This window comes from Pseudomonas sp. MDV22-iso1 (assembly GCF_058145095.1).
Window position 1 is genome coordinate 191,709 of the sequence record NZ_JBYVMF010000007.1, and the last position, 18,866, is coordinate 210,574.

17 protein-coding genes are annotated in these 18,866 nt (G+C 60.2%); 11 read left to right on the top strand and 6 right to left on the bottom strand.

The genetic code is table 11. The annotated features are described in order from the left end of the window. The first annotated feature begins 9 nt into the window (after positions 1-9). From AC3ZVB_RS11145 to AC3ZVB_RS11155, 3 genes are all read left to right on the top strand, one after another. Positions 10-873 carry a LysR family transcriptional regulator gene (locus AC3ZVB_RS11145; RefSeq protein WP_490146551.1) on the top strand — a complete coding sequence of 288 codons (864 nt, stop codon included), beginning with the start codon at positions 10-12 and terminating at the stop codon, positions 871-873. 106 nt (positions 874-979) lie between these two features. Next, the gene (locus AC3ZVB_RS11150; protein WP_490146552.1) at positions 980-2,125 is read left to right on the top strand and encodes an SRPBCC family protein; all 1,146 of its coding nucleotides are present in this window, start codon (positions 980-982) and stop codon (positions 2,123-2,125) included. Next, complete coding sequence (locus AC3ZVB_RS11155; protein WP_490146553.1) at positions 2,122-3,213, top strand: SMP-30/gluconolactonase/LRE family protein; 1,092 nt, start codon at positions 2,122-2,124, stop codon at positions 3,211-3,213. Before AC3ZVB_RS11150 ends, AC3ZVB_RS11155 begins: the two co-directional genes overlap by 4 nt. Before the next feature lie 231 nt (positions 3,214-3,444). Here AC3ZVB_RS11155 and AC3ZVB_RS11160 read toward each other — a convergent pair whose 3' ends face one another. After that, positions 3,445-3,687, bottom strand: a complete 243-nt coding sequence (locus AC3ZVB_RS11160; RefSeq protein WP_194692026.1) for a hypothetical protein — start codon at positions 3,685-3,687, stop codon at positions 3,445-3,447. Positions 3,688-3,796: 109 nt separating this feature from the next. Continuing rightward, positions 3,797-4,039: a DUF465 domain-containing protein gene (locus tag AC3ZVB_RS11165; protein ID WP_162439314.1), complete on the bottom strand. Its 243-nt coding sequence runs from the start codon at positions 4,037-4,039 to the stop codon at positions 3,797-3,799. Positions 4,040-4,245: 206 nt separating this feature from the next. On the opposite strand from AC3ZVB_RS11165, the gene AC3ZVB_RS11170 reads away from it, so the two are divergent. Next, positions 4,246-4,767, top strand: coding sequence for a DUF4142 domain-containing protein (locus AC3ZVB_RS11170; protein ID WP_162439313.1), 522 nt, complete (start codon positions 4,246-4,248; stop codon positions 4,765-4,767). Between the two features lie 70 nt (positions 4,768-4,837). On the opposite strand, the gene AC3ZVB_RS11175 is transcribed toward AC3ZVB_RS11170, so the two are convergent. Further along, positions 4,838-5,098 (bottom strand): hypothetical protein, encoded by a 261-nt coding sequence (locus AC3ZVB_RS11175; protein WP_490146554.1) that lies wholly within the window; start codon positions 5,096-5,098, stop codon positions 4,838-4,840. A gap of 1,168 nt (positions 5,099-6,266) precedes the next feature. Between AC3ZVB_RS11175 and AC3ZVB_RS11180 the strand changes: the two genes are divergently transcribed. The 6 genes from AC3ZVB_RS11180 to AC3ZVB_RS11205 are packed head-to-tail and all read left to right on the top strand — an operon-like array spanning position 6,267 to position 11,694. Beyond that, positions 6,267-7,118: an STAS domain-containing protein gene (locus tag AC3ZVB_RS11180; protein WP_194692024.1), complete on the top strand. Its 852-nt coding sequence runs from the start codon at positions 6,267-6,269 to the stop codon at positions 7,116-7,118. A 4-nt stretch (positions 7,119-7,122) separates the two neighbouring features. Beyond that, positions 7,123-7,485, top strand: coding sequence for an STAS domain-containing protein (locus AC3ZVB_RS11185; RefSeq protein WP_162439310.1), 363 nt, complete (start codon positions 7,123-7,125; stop codon positions 7,483-7,485). Further along, the gene (locus AC3ZVB_RS11190; RefSeq protein ID WP_194692023.1) at positions 7,482-7,886 is read left to right on the top strand and encodes an anti-sigma regulatory factor; all 405 of its coding nucleotides are present in this window, start codon (positions 7,482-7,484) and stop codon (positions 7,884-7,886) included. The genes AC3ZVB_RS11185 and AC3ZVB_RS11190 overlap by 4 nt, the downstream gene beginning before the upstream one ends. Then, complete coding sequence (locus AC3ZVB_RS11195) at positions 7,883-8,893, top strand: ATP-binding protein (protein WP_490146578.1); 1,011 nt, start codon at positions 7,883-7,885, stop codon at positions 8,891-8,893. The genes AC3ZVB_RS11190 and AC3ZVB_RS11195 overlap by 4 nt, the downstream gene beginning before the upstream one ends. Further along, positions 8,886-9,761, top strand: coding sequence for a sensor histidine kinase (locus AC3ZVB_RS11200; protein ID WP_490146555.1), 876 nt, complete (start codon positions 8,886-8,888; stop codon positions 9,759-9,761). The genes AC3ZVB_RS11195 and AC3ZVB_RS11200 overlap by 8 nt, the downstream gene beginning before the upstream one ends. Then, positions 9,751-11,694, top strand: coding sequence for a response regulator (locus AC3ZVB_RS11205; RefSeq protein ID WP_490146556.1), 1,944 nt, complete (start codon positions 9,751-9,753; stop codon positions 11,692-11,694). The genes AC3ZVB_RS11200 and AC3ZVB_RS11205 overlap by 11 nt, the downstream gene beginning before the upstream one ends. 84 nt (positions 11,695-11,778) lie before the next feature. Here AC3ZVB_RS11205 and AC3ZVB_RS11210 read toward each other — a convergent pair whose 3' ends face one another. The 3 genes from AC3ZVB_RS11210 to AC3ZVB_RS11220 all read right to left on the bottom strand — a co-directional run bounded on the left by AC3ZVB_RS11210 (position 11,779) and on the right by AC3ZVB_RS11220 (position 17,640). Next, complete coding sequence (locus AC3ZVB_RS11210; protein ID WP_490146557.1) at positions 11,779-14,397, bottom strand: excinuclease ABC subunit UvrA; 2,619 nt, start codon at positions 14,395-14,397, stop codon at positions 11,779-11,781. Between the two features lie 142 nt (positions 14,398-14,539). After that, on the bottom strand, positions 14,540-16,651 hold the full coding sequence (locus AC3ZVB_RS11215) for a hybrid sensor histidine kinase/response regulator (protein ID WP_162439305.1): 2,112 nt from the start codon (positions 16,649-16,651) through the stop codon (positions 14,540-14,542). Between the two features lie 299 nt (positions 16,652-16,950). Then, entirely contained in the window at positions 16,951-17,640 is a 690-nt protein-coding gene (locus AC3ZVB_RS11220) for a GntR family transcriptional regulator (RefSeq protein WP_162439304.1), read from the bottom strand. 140 nt (positions 17,641-17,780) lie between these two features. On the opposite strand from AC3ZVB_RS11220, the gene AC3ZVB_RS11225 reads away from it, so the two are divergent. Beyond that, positions 17,781-18,866, top strand: a complete 1,086-nt coding sequence (locus tag AC3ZVB_RS11225; protein WP_490146558.1) for an ABC transporter ATP-binding protein — start codon at positions 17,781-17,783, stop codon at positions 18,864-18,866.

Genomic DNA, 18,866 nt, shown 5'->3' on the forward strand with positions numbered 1-18,866 from the left:
GGCCACCCCATGGACATCGAACTCGCCCGCACCTTCCTGGAAATCGTCCGTCACGGCAGCCTCGCGGCGGCGGCGGAGAAACTCCACGTCACCCAGACCGCCATCACCGCACGGGTGCAAAAACTCGAGGGCCAGTTGGGCAGCACCTTGTTTGTGCGCAATCGCGCCGGTGCCCGCCTGACGCCCAATGGCGAGGCGTTCGTGGTGTACGCCAATCAACTGGTGGAAACCTGGGAAGCCGCCCGCCGGGATTTGCCGTTGCCCGAGGGCTACCACAACGTGTTGCATATCGGTGGTGAGGTCAGCCTGTGCAACCCGCTGATGCTCAGTTGGGCCGGCGAACTGCGGGAGAGGATTCCCAGCCACGCGCTGAGACTGGAAATTCGCGACGGTGAGAACCTGTTGCGCCAACTGGAACTGGGCGTCCTGGACGCGGCGCTGGTCTTCCAGCCTGAGTATTGGCCACGGCTGCAAGTCGAGCAGGTGCTGGAAGAAAAACTCATCCTTGTGCGCCTGGTCGCCAGGCCCGACCCCTATGTCTACGTCGATTGGGGCCCGGATTTTCGCCGCCAGCGCGATGCGGCACTGCCGGACAAGGCCAAGGCAGCGTTGAGCTTCAACCTCGGCCCGTTGGCGTTGCAGTTCATCCTGGAACACGGCGGCAGCGGCTATTTTCGTACCCGGGTGGTCCAGAGCTATCTGGAAAGCGGCGTGATGGAGAAGGTGCCAAAGGCCCCGGAATTCAACTATCCGACCTATCTGGTGTACTCCCGTGATCGTGATTCGGCAACGTTACAGCAAGCGTTCGAACTTCTACGCGAGGTCATCAAGAACGACGATGACTGGTCGCAACGCTGGGACCCGCTGACCTGATGACGGTTTGCACCGGAGCATGTCGTTTGTGTCCTCAATGTTCGGAAAGCCGAATGGCCGGAATCGGCTAATCTGCTGGTGATAACCATCAGATCAGGTGATTGCAGTGAGGCAGACCACCGATACATTCCGCAGCCGCTACCGAGCCGACATTCACCCGCGCTACAACCCCTGGTTGCACGGCACCTTCGTGTTGTTGTTCGGCGGCTTGGCCATCGGCGGGTTCTGGAGCACCGTGCATCAGGTTCAGCCGCTGGAATGGCTGGCCGTGCCAATCGCCCTGCTGTTCTTCAACTTCGGTGTGTACATGGTCCATCGCCACCTGGGGCACCACAAAAAAAGTTTCGCGCGGATGTTTTACGCACGCCACGCCGGCGACCATCACAGCTTTTTCACCCCCGGCCACATGACCTACGACAGTGCCCGGGACTGGCGGGTGATTCTGTTTCCGGCGTGGCTGATCGTGGTCCACACCGTGGTCATCACCCTGCCCTTGTGGTGGCTGGTTTCACAGCTCAACGCCAACGTGGCCGGGTTGTTGGGTGGCTGCCTGGTGCTCGGTTACCTCCTGTATGAAGTGTTCCATGCCTGCGAACATTTGCCTCCACGCAACCCGGTCACACGCCTGCCGTGGATTCGCCAGATGCGTCGTCTGCACGAATTGCATCATCGTCGCGAGGTCATGCAGGAACGCAATTTCAATATCGTTTTTCCGTTGATGGATTACCTGTTTGGCACCCTCTATTGGGAGCCGGAAGACACCACCACAGACTCGACGAGAATCGCCATGACGCGCATGCAGCACCAGATCGACATCGCCGGAAACCCGATTGCCGTACTCGCGTACGCCAGCACGGTGACCCGCTGGCCGGAGTGGCACCCTTCCTCCCTCAATGTCGATGGCCAAAGCGGCCCGCTGCATGCCGGCTCGCGATTTGAGGAAGACATTCGCGCCGGCGGGCGTGAGGGGCATTTGAGCTGGGTGGTCGATGAGTATCTGCCGGGACGTCGCTGGCGCGCTCGGGCACAAGGTGATCACGGGCTGTCGCTGGTGCTGACCTACGAGTGCGAAACATCGGGCAGTGACACGCGCTTTGTGCGCACGCTGGAGTATCAGTTCAGCGGATGGGTCATGCGCATGGCCAACCGGCTGGTGCTCAAGCAGCGCATTGATCGCGAGTCTGCGGAGTCCATGCGCGCGTTGCGTGAAATGGCACAAAAACAGCTGGTACCGACAGGAGTCATCGTGTGAGTCGAGTGGTCAGGTTTCGTCATGTAGTGCTGCTGGTCATCGTCGCCATCGCGGCCTTTTTGCTGTTGATGCCCACTAAGGTCAAACCCGTGGCCTGGACACCCCCACCCGCACCTTCACTCACCAGCGGCCTCTATGCCGACAACCAACGCCTCAAGGGTCTCGAGCCGGTAGGTGCGGCCAGTATCGAAGGGCCGGAAGCCTTGCTGCTGGAGGAAGATTTCCTGATCACCGGCCTGCATGACGGCCGAGTGATCCGGACCAGCCTTGATGGCAAGACCACCAAGGTACTGGCAGATACTGGCGGACGACCGTTGGGCCTGGCCCGACATCCGAATGGCCTGTTGGTGATCGCCGACGGGGTCAAGGGCTTGCTGTCCCTGGACGCTCAGGGGCAATTGATTCCTTTGACCACCACCGCCAACGGCGTGCCCTTCGGTTTCACCGACGACGTGGCCATCGACAAGTCCGGGCACTACGCCTACTTCAGCGACGCATCCAGCCGTTTTGGCTACGGCAAGGACGGAGAGGCCATCCTTGAACACGGCGGCGACGGCCGCTTGCTGCGTTATGACTTCCAGACCGGCAAGACGGCCGTGCTGCTGGACGCGCTGGAGTTTGCCAACGGTGTGACGCTGGGGCCGGACGATGCCTTTGTGCTGGTCAACGAAACCGGTGCTTATCGCATCACTCGTTACTGGCTGAGCGGGCCGAAAGCCGGCACTCACGACCTGTTCATCGATAACCTGCCTGGTCTGCCGGACAACCTGTCATTCAACGGTCATTCGCGCTTTTGGGTCGCGCTTTATTCCCCGCGCAATGCCCTGCTGGACGCCACCGCACCGCATCCGTTCGTGCGCAAGATGATCGTGCGGGCGATGATGGTTTTACCTAAACCCGTCGAGAAGCGGGCCTTCGTTCTGGGACTGGATCTGGACGGTAAGGTGATCGCAAATCTGCAGGACGCGAGCAGCAATAACTACTCACCGATTACCACCGTGCGTGAATACGGGGACTGGTTGTACTTCGGGTCGCTGAAGGCAGATCACATGGCGCGATTGCCGCTGGGCAAGGCGCTGGAGAAGTAATGCGATGGCCGGAGAAGGTGACCCTGTTCCAGCACTTACAGCGCCTGACACTGCCTCATCGCGAGCAGGCTCACTCCTACCTTTGATCAGTGGTAAACACGAGTCCGCGTCGAACCCAAATCCTGTAGGAGTGAGCCTGCTCGCGATGACGGTGGGACATTCAACGTCGATGTCGCCTGGTATCACCTCATCGCGGGCAAGCCCGCTCCCACAGGGGCTGTATGGCACCCATCAGCGAGGGTCTATCTGACCATCGCGCACCGCATTATCAGTTTCTTCACGCACACGCTCAGGATCGATGGCGGTGACGTCGTCTTCGTCAATCGGCCGTACGCCTTCGTTATCCGGTAGTTCGTCGATGCCCGGTTCGTCTTCCGGGTTAACGGTCGTGCGCCCCGGACTCAAAGGTTCGGGATGGGTCGGAATCGGGTCATACCCGCCCTGCTCTTCGCTGGGGAATTTTGGTTCGTTCATAAGGCACCTCGAATGAAGCCGTGAGTGGAACTCTGTTCATTCGAGGTGCTGGTATTCGTCCCCGTTCCAATTTTTCAGTCACCGGTCGTCGGTGGCCTGGTATGGCAGGTCAGGACGGTGTCTGAAGTTGTTGAACGATCTTGTCCTTGACCTGCAAGCGGCGCTCCTTGAGCTTCTTCAGCGCATCATCACTGGGCGCATCCGACTTCGCAGTCTCGGCTTTGACAACTTCGGCGTCCGCCTGAACATACTTGTTGATCAGTGAATCCAGTAACGGATCCTTGGTGCGTTTTTGCTGGATATCTTCCTTTGAAAACTTGAGATCCTGATAAAGGTCGTGTGGCACCGGCATGGAACACCTCCGTTTGTTGATCGGTGGCAAGTGCGATCGATTGCGCTCACCAACCATCAGAATGGCCTCGGTTGGACGGTTCTGTCGAGGCCGGTGATGTCCGTTCGTCGCCCTGCCGGCAATGCGATAAAACCTTTATCCATCCAACAGCCTCCACTTAATAACGATCACTGGATCGCCTATAAAACCTGTGTGGAGAATGACCAATGGACGGATTCACCCTGCGTAACCTCGCCCTGGCCGTAGCCTTGAGCACCAGCATGGGCACGGCGTTCGCCGCTACTTCCAATGATTTCGTCGACAACGCTGCCAAAGGTGGCATCGCGGAAGTCGAGACCAGCAAACTGGCGCTGGAGAAGAGCTCATCCGCTGACATCAAGGCATTCGCCAACATGATGATCACTGATCACACCAAGGCGAACACCCAACTGGAGGCACTGGCGAAAAAGAACGACATCGAGGTGCCGGACACCACGACGTTCGTCAAGCAGGCCAAGGAAAAGATCCTCGAAATGCGCGATGAATCCTTCGATGCGGCCTATGCCAACAATCAGGTCAAGGCCCACGAAGAAACCATCGAACTATTCAAGAAAGAAGCCGGCACCGTCACTGACGACAAAGTAAAAGGCGCGACCGAACTGAAAGCGTTTGCGCAGGAAATGTTGCCAGCGCTGGAAAAACACCTGGATATGGCGAAAAAACTGCAAGCCGCCCACCCAAGTAAATAATCGCTGCACCCATTAAAAAGGCCGCATCCCCGGATGCGGCCTTTTTTATTGACGCTCGAGAGCGCTCAACCTAGCCGCCGTCGGTATCAATGTCCGCGTCAGTGTCCTCACCGGGTTTGGCCCGATCAGGTTCCGGCTCGAAGCCCGGACTGAACTCGTTGTCGTTTTCGTTATGCTGGTTTTTCTGATCGACCTCGGTGTCGGCACTTTCCGGTTTGGCGGTGTGCTGCTGTTGCCCGGCTTCGCTTGCCCCCGGCGTCTGCGGATCAATGGCCGGATCATTTCGATCAATTGCTTGATCCTGCCCTTGCGTCATTGAATCGTCTTTCATGATCACCTCGTAAAACAGTACAAATGCACAGCTGAAGCAGCCGGGCCTTGTAGATTCGAAGCCTTCTCTGACCGCAAGGTTCCATTGGATAATCACCGGCATCCGCTGATCACCCCTGCCCAATCACTTCCCCCGGCTGATCACCTATCCTGTAGGCCTGTAGGCCTGTAGAAGGCGCCACCACGTCTTCGACGCCGCGCTGTCGCACAAAGAACTGGGTGCTCGCCACATTGAAAAATATCTAAAGATGAGTAAAAAACACCTGTTTAAAGTCAATATCTTAACGTTTGTTCTAAAAGAGTTGCTCGCGATGACGGGCTTACAGCCGATCCAAATTTTCCTGACGCACTCGATCAAACTGTGTGAGCTGGCCTGCCGGCGATGGCGGTTTCATAGCCGACGGGAATTCCCCTGATGTACCCGGATCAAACTGTGGGAGCCGAGCTTGCTCGCGATGGCTGCCTGATCGGCGGTGAGATTCTTGCTTATGTACATACCCATTCCTGCGGTCACGGCTTCTATTGGTTTCGCCCTTACGGCGAGTCACTTGGAAAAGCCCCAAGTAACCAAGGGTTCTTGCCCCTTTCGTGCGGTGCCTCGCCTGGGCTCGGCATACCCTCACTCCGGTCCTGCTCCGTGGGCCCGCCGCGATCGGCCATCCATGGCCGTGCGCGGCTAACCCGGCATCCATGCCGGGTTGCCCACTGCGCAGAACCTGCGCTCGGCCTTCCGATGGGGCAAGAAAATCAAAAGCAGATCAAAAGCCAAAGCGAGGCGGCCTGACAGCCGACCTGACTTTGCGTGCGCGCCCCGCTCACCGTTATCCTGTCGGAGGTGCCGCCACGTCTTCGACGCCGCGCTGTCGCGCAAAGACCTGGGTGCTTGCCGCGTTGCAAAATATCTAAAGATGATCAAAAAACTCATTTTTAAAATCAATGGCTTAACGTTTGTTCTATAAGAGCTGTCGAGAGAAACGAGGCTGCGATCTTTTGATCTTGCCCTTTAAAAAAACATTAAAAGATCGCAGCCTTCGGCAGCTCCTACACTTAATGTCGTTTGAGATAAAAATTCCTGTGCAAGCGAACAACTATTTTGCACGGCAAATGTCACTGACTTGCGCCGATCAACATTTACGGAATCGGCCAACACTTTCAAGGAGTTCAGGCACATGGCGGCACTGCAGACCAGCACACTCGATGCGATGAAACACAACCAGGCGCAACTGTTGAATGATTGGACTCATCGCCTCGAAGCCAATGGTGCGACGCGCAACCTTAAAGAGCAGGACCTCAAGCAACAGACCACGGAACTCCTGCACCTGATCGTCTCGGGACTTGAAAGCGGCAACGGCCAGAATGTGGCGGCGCCAGGCTGGGACGAGATCCGCCTGTTTCTCGAAAAGCTCTCCCACAGCCGCGCCCTGTTGGGCCAGGACTCGCACCAGACCGCCAGCTTCATCTTCTCGCTCAAAGGCCCGATGTTTTCGATGCTGCAGAATCACTATCAGGACAACCCTGCGCTGCTGGCCGAACAACTCTGGGAAATCTCTGAATTGCTCGACGCCCTGGGCATGCACACCATCCGCACCTTCCAGAAGTCCCGCGAAGCGGTGATCAAGCGTCAGCAGGAAGAACTGCTGGAGCTGTCGACCCCGGTGGTCAAGCTGTGGGATGGCGTACTCGCGTTGCCGATGATCGGCACCCTCGATTCGCAGCGTACTCAGGTGGTGATGGAATCGCTGTTGCAGCGCATCGTCGACACCGGCTCCGAAATCGCCATTATCGACATCACTGGCGTGCCAACCGTCGATACCCTGGTGGCACAGCACCTGCTCAAAACCGTTACCGCCATTCGCCTGATGGGTGCCGACTGCATCATCAGCGGCGTGCGACCGCAAATCGCCCAAACCATCGTGCACCTGGGGCTGGACCTGCAAGGCGTGGTCACCAAAGCCAACCTGGCCGATGCCCTGAAACTGGCCCTTACCCGACTGGGCCTGTCCGTCAACAAGGCGGGCTGAGCCCATGGATCGCATCCCTATTTTGCAGATGGGCGACTTTTTGCTGGTGACCATTCAGGTCGACATGCATGACCAGTTGGCCTTGACGCTTCAGGACGATCTGTCCGAGCGCATCAGCCGAACCTCCGCCCGGGGCGTGTTGATTGATATTTCCGCGCTGGACATGGTCGACTCGTTCATCGGACGGATGATCGGCACCATTTCCGGCTTGTCGAAAATCATGGATGCCCAGACCGTGCTGGTCGGCATGCAGCCCGCCGTCGCCATCACCCTCGTAGAACTGGGGCTGACGTTGCCAGGCGTCAGCACCGCGCTGAACGTCGAGCGCGGGATGAAACTGCTGCAGGATCGAGTACGCGAGCAATGAACGTGCGCAGCAGCGGCAGCCAACCCATCGCCATCGAACAGGACGTCGTCCTGGCGCGCCAGACGGCGCGCAAGCTGGCCACCGAGTGCGGCATGCGCCTGATCGACCTGACCAAACTGGTGACCGCCGTCAGCGAGCTGGCCCGCAACACCATGGTCTATGGCGGTGGCGGCGACATGGACTGGCAGATCCTCGAGGACAACGCCCGCACCGGTCTGCGCCTGATTTTCCGCGATGAAGGCCCGGGCATTCCCGACCTGAAGCTGGCCATGACCGACGGCTGGACCTCCGGCGGCGGCCTTGGGCTCGGCCTGACGGGGGCGAAACGCCTGGTAGAAGAGTTCGAACTCGAAACCGAGCCAGGCAAAGGCACTCGAATAACGATAACGCGATGGGCATGACGATCAGCGGTTCGATGACGCAGGTATTACCCATCGAAGACAGCAGCCAGATCGGCCACGCACGCCGTACCGTCCAGCAACTCGCGGAGAGAAATGGCTTCGATGCGACCGATTGCGGGCGCGTGGCGCTGGTGGCCACCGAGCTGGCGAGCAACATTCTCAAACATGCGACCCGCGGCGAATTGCACTTGCGAATACTGCCCAGGGCCTCAGGCGCCGGCATTGAAATGATCGCCGTGGATCGCGCCGGTGGCTTCGACGTGGACGCCTGCCTGGCCGACGGGTTTTCCACCCGGGGCACTCAGGGCATCGGGCTCGGAGCGGTGTCGCGCCAGACTGAAGTGTTCGACGTCTACGCGGATGCCCGGGGCGCCGTGCTGTTGGCACGCCTGTATCCACGCGGCGACAAGGCGCCGGATCAGCGGTTTGGTGTCAGCCAGCACTCGCTGCACAACGACCCGGCCTGCGGCGATGTCTGGCACCTGGCGTTTGACGGGGCCTGCATCAGCGCGCTGGTGATCGACGGTTTGGGCCATGGCGAAGACGCCGAACGAGCGGGCCGTGCCGGTGAGAAAGCTTTCGCGCAGGCACCGTTTTCGACGCCGGTGCATCTTGTGGAAGACATCCATCGCGACATGCTTGCCACCCGGGGCGGCGCGCTGGCCATCGCGCAGTTTGACAGCCACCGGGATGCGCTGAGATTCGTCGGTATCGGTAACATTGGCGCCAGCCTGATAGAACCTGGAAAATCACGCGGCCTGGCCTCCCACCCTGGCATCGTCGGTGGCCAATATCGAAAGGCGCAACCCTTTGACTATGCTCAAGTGAACGGACAACTATTGATCATGTACAGCGACGGCCTGCAGTCCCGATGGAACCTGCAAGATTACCCCGGCCTGGTGCATCGCCATCCCGCCGTGATTGCGGCCATTCTGCACCGGGATTTTTGCCGGGGACGCGATGACGTCACGGTGGTGGTAATTGCTCTGGAGGCCGCCCATGGCTGATACACCCATGAGTCAGTTGGACGAGCAAACGGCACTGGTTGCACGCTTGCAAAGCGAAGCCAACGCCCTGCGCGAAGAGCTGGATGAAACCAACCAGGGCGTGTTGGCGCTGTACGCCGAGCTCGACAACCAGGCCGAAGAGCTGCGCCAGGCCTCGGACCTGAAAAGCCGTTTCCTGTCGTACATGAGCCATGAATTCCGCACGCCGCTGGGCTCGATCCTGAGCATCACCGGCCTGTTGACCGACGAGCTCGATGGCCCTTTGAGTGCCGAGCAACACAAGCAGGTGGCGTTCGTCAGCACTGCTGCGCGGGAACTCAGCGACATGGTCGACGACCTGCTGGACCTGGCGAAGATCGAAGCCGGGCGTATCAGCATTTCCCCGGCCTGGTTCGACATGTTCGACCTGTTCGCGGCCCTGCGCGGCATGTTCCGGCCGATTGTCGACGCCAGCGCCGTGGACCTGATCTTCGAAGAGCCCGTGGGCTTGCCCCGGTTGTATACCGACGACAAGAAGCTCGCGCAGATCCTGCGCAACTTCATATCCAACTCGTTGAAGTTCACCACACGCGGCGAAATACGGGTCTCGGCGCGGCTCCAGGGCGATGCTCACGTACGCTTTGCGGTCAGCGATACCGGAATAGGTATCGCGCCGGAGCTACATGGCGCATTGTTCGAGGACTTCTCTCAGGTTGACTCCCCCTTGCAGAAACGTCTTCGCGGTACCGGACTCGGGCTATCCTTGTGCAAACGCTTTGCTGCGTTACTGGGTGGCGAAGTGGGGCTCGAAAGCAAACCCGGCGCAGGTTCGACCTTTTTCGTGATCATCCCGCTAGCCATTGCCATGGAGCCTGCCGATGAAACGTGACATCCGCTTGCTGATCGTCGATGACAACGTGGCTACGCGCTATGCCTTGCGCCGGCGTTTGGAAAGCCACGGCTACGAGGTGCTGGAAGCAGGTACGGGTGGCGAGGGGCTGGACCTGATCGACAACGTCGAGCTTGATGCGTTGATCCTCGACGTCAACCTGCCGGACATGAGCGGTTTCGACATCGTGCGCAAACTGCGCTCCGAAAGCGCGACGGCGCTGTTGCCGGTGATTCACGTGTCGGCGGCGTCGATCCAGACGGGCGACATCATCACCGGTCTCGACGCCGGCGCCGATGCCTACCTGATTCACCCGGTCGACCCGGATGTACTGCTGGCGACCCTGCGCACCTTGCTGCGGGTGCGCGAAACCGAAAATGCCCTGCGTGAAAGCGAGGCGCGCTTTCGCGAGATCTTCGTCAATGTGTCCGCCCCCATTGCGGTGCTGGATGCACAACTCAACGTCCACGAGTGCAACCATGCGTTCGCCCAGCTGATTCAGGACAACCTCGATCCAGACACCCTGCGTGAATGCTTCGCGCCAGACCAGGGCGCCGTCATCGACGAGCTGCGCCTGCGTCTGGCGTACGGCGAACGCTGGAGAGGCACCCTGAACATGCGCGTCCAGGGTGAGGTCCGTGAGGCCGAATGGCAGATTTCACCTTACCGCACCCCCGAACTGAGCCTGGTGTTCGTCGAAGACGTCACCGAGCACCGCCACCGCGAACGCTCGCATCTGGCTCGTCTCGATGACGCCACGACCCAACTGGCCAAGGAAGTCGCCGAACGCGTGCGCACCGAGGCCCAATTGCTGCAAGTGCAAAAAATGGATGCCTTGGGCAAGCTGACAGGCGGTATCGCCCACGACTTCAACAACTTGCTGACCGGCATCATCACCAGCCTCGAACTGATCCAGAAACGCGTCGCCGACTCCCGCACCGACAAGGTTCAGTTCTATGCCGAAGCGGCGTTGAACTCGGCCATGAGCGCAGCCTCCCTGACCCATCGCCTGCTGGCCTTCGCCCGTCAGCAGCCGCTGGATACCCGGCCCGTGGACATCAACGAGCACGTTCGCTCCCTTGAGGAATTGCTGGCGCGCACCATGGGTGAACGCATTGCCCTGAAGCTGGAGCTGACCTCCAAACCCGCCATCGCGCTGGTCGATCCGATCCAGCTTGAAAGTGCCGTCCTCAATCTGGTGATCAACGCCCGCGACGCGCTGCCACAGGGTGGCAATGTCTGGGTCAGCACCTACGCCGCCTACTCCCACGGCGACCCTAATCTGGCGGATGGCGCCTACGTCGCCCTGTCCGTACGCGATGACGGGACCGGCATCGACCACAGCGTCATCGACAAGGTGTTCGATCCATTCTTCACCACCAAGCCGTTAGGCCAGGGCACGGGGCTGGGGCTGTCGACCATCTACGGTTTCGCCCGTCAATCCGGCGGCGATGCGCACATCCGCAGCGTGGCCCGACGGGGCACCGAAGTCACCATCATGCTGCCGGCCAGCTCCGACCCGACCATCAGCAAGGTGGCTCCGACCCTCGTCGACGCTCAGGGTGAGGGTGAACATGTGTTGATCGTCGAGGACATGCCGTCGGTGCGCATGTTCGTGGCAGAAGTGTTGGTGGATGCCGGTTACCGATGCACCCAGGTGGGTGACATTGAAGGCGCACTTGAACGCTTGCAGAACGACCCGTCCATTGACCTGTTGCTGACCGATGTCGGCCTGCCCCGGATGACCGGCCGGGAGCTGGCGGATGTGGCGCGGGACTGGCGCGAGAAGTTGCCGATCCTGTTCATGACCGGCTACGCGGAAAACGCGATCAATCGTCAGGTATTTCTAGGCGATGGCATGGAGATGCTGGTCAAGCCGTTCCAGATCAGTGAACTGCTGGACAAGGTACGACGCACGATTGATGGTGCCTAAGATCAAAAGATCGCAGCCTGCGGCAGCTCCTACATGGGGCCGGCGTACACTTGTAGGAGCTGCCGCAGGCTGCGATCTTTTGATTCACCCAAGTACCCTAGCCAAAAACGGCGCGGTCTTGCTTTTCTTGCTCCCGGCCACCTTCTTCGGCACCCCCGCCACGACAATTTTCCCGCCCTGATCCCCCGCTCCCGGCCCGATATCAATCACCCAGTCACTCTGCGCAACCACGCGCATTTCGTGCTCGACAACAATCACCGTGTGCCCCGCCGTCACCAGGGTATTCAATTGTTCCATCAACCGGTCAACGTCCCTTGGATGCAGCCCGGTGGTGGGTTCGTCGAGCACGTACAACGTCGCCCCGCGCTGATTGCGCTGCAGTTCGGTGGCCAGTTTGATGCGTTGCGCCTCACCGCCTGACAGTTCTGTCGCCGGCTGGCCGAGACGCAGGTAACCCAGGCCGATATCGCGCAGCACCTCCAGCGAACGACGAATCCCCGCTTGCTCGGCGAACACCTCGACCGCTTCGTCCACCGTCAACTGCAACACCTGGGCGATGTTCAAGCCCTGCCAGGTGATGGCCAGTGTCTCGGGGTTGTAGCGCGCGCCGTGGCAGGTCGGGCATGGCGCATAAACGCTGGGCATGAACAGCAACTCGACACTGACAAAACCTTCGCCTTCACACGTCGGGCACCGGCCCTTGGCAACGTTGAAAGAAAATTGCCCGGCGTCGTAGTGCTTCTTCCGCGCCTCGTCCGTCGCGGCGTAAAGCTTGCGCACGTTGTCGAACAGACCGGTATACGTCGCCAGGTTCGAGCGCGGCGTGCGGCCGATGGGTTTCTGGTCGACCTGCACCAGACGCTTGATCGACCCCAACCCCGCCGTGACCTGGCCGCCGCTGACTTGCGGTGCGTCGTCTTCAAGGCTCGGCTCTGGCGCGTCGTTGTCACTCACCACGCGGCCGAGGTGCGCGCCCACCAGTTCCAGCAATGCCTGGCTGACCAGGCTGGACTTTCCGGAGCCGGACACCCCGGTGACCGAGGTGAAACAGCCCAGCGGAAACTCGACGCTGACGTTGTTCAGGTTGTTGCGGGTGATGCCCTCCAGGCGCAACCAGTCGGACGGCTTGCGGCTGTCTCGTGGCTGGACGACCTGCGCTGCGAACAAGTAATCACGGGTCTGCGATTCCACGACATGGGCCAGGCCTGCAGGCGGACCGCTGTACAGAATACGGCCACCATGCTCACCCGCTGCGGGGCCGACATCGATCAGCCAGTCAGCGCGGCGCATCGTTTCCAGGTCATGCTCGACCACGAACAAGGTATTGCCGGAGGCTTTCAGGCGTTGCAGTGCGTCGAACAGCGCCTCGCCATCCGCCGGGTGCAGGCCGGCCGATGGTTCGTCCAGCACGTAAATCACCCCGAACAATTGCGAACCCAATTGAGTCGCCAGGCGCAATCGCTGCAACTCGCCGGAGGACAGGGTCGGCGTGCTGCGTTCCAGCGCCAGATACCCCAGCCCCAGGTCCGTGAGCGTACTGACCCGCTCCAGCAGATCCTGGGCAATGCGCTGCGCCGCCAGGCGTTTTTCCACGGACAGATTGGGCGTGTGGCGCACATCTGGCGCATTGGCGTGACCACTGGCGCCATGGGCCACACGCTGCTCACGGGCTTCGCGGGTCTGCACGTGCGTCAACACGTCGCCCGCCTCGTCCGCCTGTTCGAGGTAGCTGTGCGCCGCCACCGGTTTCAACACCTCGGCGACTTGCAGCAACGGCATCTGCGACAACTCGCCAATGTCGTATCCGGCAAAGGTCACCGACAACGCCTCACGCTTCAGCCGCTTGCCCTCGCACAACGGACACGGGCTGCCGAGCATGAATTGCGAGACGCGCTTCTTCATCAGCGCGCTTTGAGAGTGAGTGAAGGTATGCAGGATGTAGCGCCGGGCACCGGTGAACGTGCCCTGGTAACTGGGTTCCATTTTGCGCTTGAGCGCGACTTTGGTTTCGTCAGGCGTGAGGCCGGCGTACACCGGCACCGTCGGCGTCTCTTCGGTGAAGAGAATCCAGTCGCGCTGCTTTTTCGGCAGATCGCGCCATGGCTTGTCGACGTCGTACCCCAGGGTCACGAGGATGTCTCGCAGGTTCTGTCCCTGCCACGCCATGGGCCATGACGCGACGGCACGCTGGCGGATGGTCAGGCTCGGGTCCGGGACCATCAGCGCTTCGGTGACTTCATAGACCCGGCCAAGACCGTGGCATTGCGGGCAAGCGCCTTGCGGCGTGTTGGGGGAGAAATCTTCGGCGTACAGCATCGGCTGGCCCGGCGGGTAACTGCCGGCGCGGGAATAGAGCATGCGGATCAGGCTCGACAGGGTCGTCACACTGCCCACTGAAGAGCGGGTGCTCGGTGTGCCGCGCTGTTGCTGCAAGGCCACGGCCGGCGGCAAGCCCTCTATGGAGTCGACATCCGGCACGCCGACCTGATCGATCAGACGTCGCGCATAAGGCGCCACGGATTCGAAATAGCGGCGCTGCGCTTCGGCATAGAGCGTCGAAAACGCCAGGGAGGATTTCCCCGAGCCCGACACACCGGTGAACACCACCAGGGCGTCACGGGGAATGTCGACATCGACATTCTTGAGATTGTGCTCCCGGGCACCCCGCACCCTGACCATGCCGGAGGTTGGATTGGAAGTCATAGGCCGCCTTGATCAATTTGGAATGCGATCCCCTGTAGGAGCTGCCGAAGGCTGCGATCTTTTGATCTTTGTTTGGCGATCTCACCCGAAAAATCAAGATCAAAAGATCGCAGCCTTCGGCAGCTCCTACGGGGGTATGTATTCAGCCGCTGAGCACGCTGCGCACCATGCGGGTGAGCGCGTCCGGCCCGTAGGGTTTACTCAGCAGAAAGGTATCAGCGCTGAGCTGGTGATTGCGCGAAATGATGTCGCGGGTATGCCCCGACGTGAACAACACGGCCACCGGCGGCTTCTGCACCTTGGCCCATGCCGCCAGGTCCGAACTCTTGATCAGCCCCGGCATGACCACGTCGGTGAAAATCAGGTCTACCTCCCAACCCTCCAGCAGCATCTGCATGGCCGCATCGCCGTTGGCGGCCGTCAGGACCGTGTAACCCTCTTCCTGCAGCAACTCCACTGCGGCGACGCGCACCGCTTCGTTATCCTCGACCACCAGAATGGTTTCATGACCGCCAAGAGAGTGTGCCTCCTGGGTGATCGTTTCACTCTGCGGTGCACGAAGGCTGCGCGGGAAATACAGCTGCACCCGCGTGCCCTGCCCTTCGACGCTGGTCATTTCGATATGGCCGCCGCTCTGCTTGACGAAGCCGAACACCATGCTCAGCCCAAGCCCCGTGCCCTGGCCATCAGCCTTGGTGGTGAAGAACGGCTCGAATGCCTGGGCAAGGACGTCGGGCGACATGCCGACGCCGCTGTCGACCACGGCAACACGCACATAGTCACCGGGCACAATGCCTTTGCCGGCACAGAACTCGCGATCGAGAACAATGTTCTCGGCGCTCAGCTCCAGGATACCTTCACCCTGCATGGCATCGCGGGCGTTGATCGCCAGGTTGAGGATGGCGTTTTCCAGTTGGTTACGGTCCACGTGCAGGTACCAGGAATCCAGCGGCATCCGCACCGCGATCTGCAGGGTTTCCCCGAGCGTGCGTTGCAACAGTTCACCGAGGCTTTCGAAGATCTGCCGGGGGTGATGTACCGCAGGCGACAGCGGCTGGCGGCGGGCAAACGCCAGCAACTGCGAGGACAGTTTGGCGCCGCGTTCAACCGCAACAATCGACGCCTTGACCCGGCGTTGAACGTTGGAATTGTCCGGCTCATGCCGCGCCAGCAAATGCAGGTTGCCAGCGATGACCTGCAGCAGATTATTGAAGTCGTGGGCCACGCCGCCAGTCAGGCCTCCGATGGCTTCGAGCTTCTGCGATTGACGCAGTTGCTCTTCCGCCGCCAGGCGCGCCTCGACCTCTTCAGCCACGCGCTGCTCCAGGTTGCGAGTGAACCGCAGCAAGGATTCTTCAGCGTTCTTGCGCTCGTTGATGTCGATCAGCACGCCGGGAAAGCGCAGCGGTTTGCCCTGTTCATCGAACTCGCAACAACCGCTCGCCAGTACCCACAGGTAACTGCCGTCGGGGCGACGTACGCGGTATTCGGCGTTAAACGGTTCACCGGTTTTCACCGCTTGTTTAACCTGGTCCTGAACCCAGCTGAAATCGTCCGGATGAATCCGCGACTCGGCGATGTCCATGGGCAAGTTGACCAGGTCCTGGTCAGTCGGGTAGGTGAATGTCCGGGCGAAACGTTCATCACCGGAGAGCACGTTGTCCTTGATGTCCCAGACAAACGAGCCCAGCAATGCCCCGGCATTGAGCGCCAGGCGTACCCGCTCGTTGTCGGCGCGATAGGCGTCTTCGGCAGCCTGTCGCCGGCGTTCGGAAATCACATGGTCGGTGGTTTCGACCACCATCGCGATGACGCCGGCAGGACACCCGGTATCATCGGCGACCGGGCTGTAATACAGGTCGAGCCAGACGTCCTCGGGTACACCGTTGCGAAGCAGCACCAGTTCTTTATTGCGATAGGACAAGGTCCCGCCGGCCAGGCAGGTATCCACTACATGGCGGTTGAAGTCGGCGACTTCCGGCCAGCCCAGCTCCACCGGCGAACCCAGCAGATAAGGGTGCCGGCCACCGGCGAATTCGGAGTACGCATCGTTGTAGACCATGTACCCGGCCCGCCCCCAGAGCATCACGATTGGCAGCGGCGAGGCGAGCATCATCTGCACGGCACTGCGCAGGCTTTTGGGCCAGGCGTCAAAGCTTCCAAGGTCGGTCAGACTCCAGTCGAAAGCACGAATGCGTCCGGCCATTTCGCCGTTCCATCCGGCACACCCGTGGCTATCGTCTAGAAACTGCATTGACTGACTCTTTTGTCCCTGAAATGACACCTGTTTGCTTCGAGCACTTGGGGCGCCAATGGTTTCATTAAGGTATGACCGAACGTTCCTTAGTGACCTTGTAGCAGCTGCCGAGGCACGAGGCTGCGTTGCGTGTCCGCAGGACCGCCCCCGGGGCCGCTTTGCAGATTCTGTAGCAGCTGCCGAGGTACGAGGCTGCGTTGGGTTGCGAAGCGACCCCTGGGCGGTCCTGCGGACACGCAACGCAGCCTCGTACCTCGGCAGCTGCTACAAGGTTGGTGGCGGCTATGGATCGAGCGTCACACCTCAATCAAATGCTTAAACGGATGGTAGCCAGTTTTCAGCGTGGCCGCGACGTCGAGGATGGCCTTTTCGATGCCGTTCAAATGCAGGCAGGTGAGTTCGATCGCCGCGCTCTGGTTACCCGCCTCGATGTACTCGATCAAACGCAGGTGTTCGTCGTCACGGCAGGCTTCGTGGCTGTCGTCATCCAGCGCTGCCGCATACAGCGAGGCACGGGAAATCAGCTTCTGGAACCAGTCGAGCAGCACCGGGTTGTTCAGGCTGCGCGCGAGCTTGATGTGGAACTCGCCCAACAAATGAATCAGCCGTTCGTGGTCACCGCTTTGATGCGCTTCATCTTCCAGCAACAAGTGATCGCGCAGGTCCCGGGTTACGGAAGTGTCCCGCCGACGGCACAGTTCACTGACGATGCCGATCTCGACCAGGCGCCGGGTTTCAAACAACGAACGGATCTCCTCGTCACTCGGCAACGACACCGACGCACCTTTATTGGGCTCGGTCGTGACCAGCCCATCCGCCTCCAATTGCTTGAGCGCGGCACGAACCGACGTCCGGCTGACATTAAAAAGTTCGGCCAGTGACGCCTCGCCCAGCTTCATGCCCGGGCGTAAAGAACGTTTGCTGATCGCCTCGTAAACCCCTTGGTAGACGCGGTCGACGGTCGTCTCGAGTTTTTTGTCGGTCATCTGAACACTCCTGATGCGCTGAGCAACCAGCCCCTGGCGATGAGCAGCCATTGAAAAAGGGGGTTGCACAGGCAGATTAATCCGGTTATTTCTAGATTGCATCCAGATATTGCATACAATAATTAGAGGAATGCACCATTATGGGTCATCCAGTCGCGATTGAAGTGCGTAACGTTTCCAAGCGGTATTCCGACGATCCCGGGCTGGCGCCCGCCCTCGACAATGTCTCTGTAGACATTGCCGACAACGAATTCTTCACCCTGCTCGGCCCCTCCGGCTGCGGCAAAACCACCCTGCTGCGCACCATTGCCGGTTTCGAGCACGTCAGCGACGGCGAGATCCGCCTGGCTGGCGAACCGGTCAACCACTTGCCGCCCTTCAAACGTCGGGTCAATACGGTGTTCCAGAGTTACGCGCTGTTTCCACACATGAGTGTCGCGCAGAATATCGCCTTCGGCCTCGAGATGCAGGGTCTTGATTGCAAGCAGACGGCCCAGCGAGTGGAAGAGATGCTCGCCCTGGTGCAAATGCAGCACCTGGCTCAACGCAAACCCGCCGAATTGTCCGGCGGCCAGCAGCAGCGTGTCGCGCTGGCACGGGCATTGGCGCCGAAACCGAAAGTGTTGTTGCTGGATGAGCCCTTGTCGGCCCTCGACCTCAAGTTGCGCAAAGAGATGCAGGTCGAACTCAAGCGCGTGCAGAAGGAAGCCGGGATCACGTTCATTTTCGTGACCCACGATCAGGAGGAAGCCCTGACCCTGTCCGATCGCATTGCCGTGATGTCCGCCGGCAAGATCTTGCAGATCGGTACCCCGAACGACATCTACGAACGCCCGCAACATCAATTCGTGGCGCAGTTCATCGGCGACATCAACTTCCTTCCCGGCCACCTCAAGCGCGGCCTGCACAACGAAAACCTGTTCATCCCCAATGGCATGCCGGTGGAAATCCCCTGCGCGCCTCAAGGCGTCGACAGCGCCAAGGTGCAATTGGCGTTCCGCCCGGAGCGTTCGCAACTGGTCGACCCGACGCAACCCCATCACCTGCGGGGCGTGATCGAAGCGGTGCTGTATGTCGGCACCGCGACGCTCTATCAATGCCGTTTGAACAACGACATCAAGGTCATGCTGCGCGAGAACAACGAAGGCCTGAACCGCGGCCGGCTGGTCGGTGATCGCGTCGCGGTCAATCTGCCGCCCCATGCCTGCCTGTTGATGGAGGCCTGA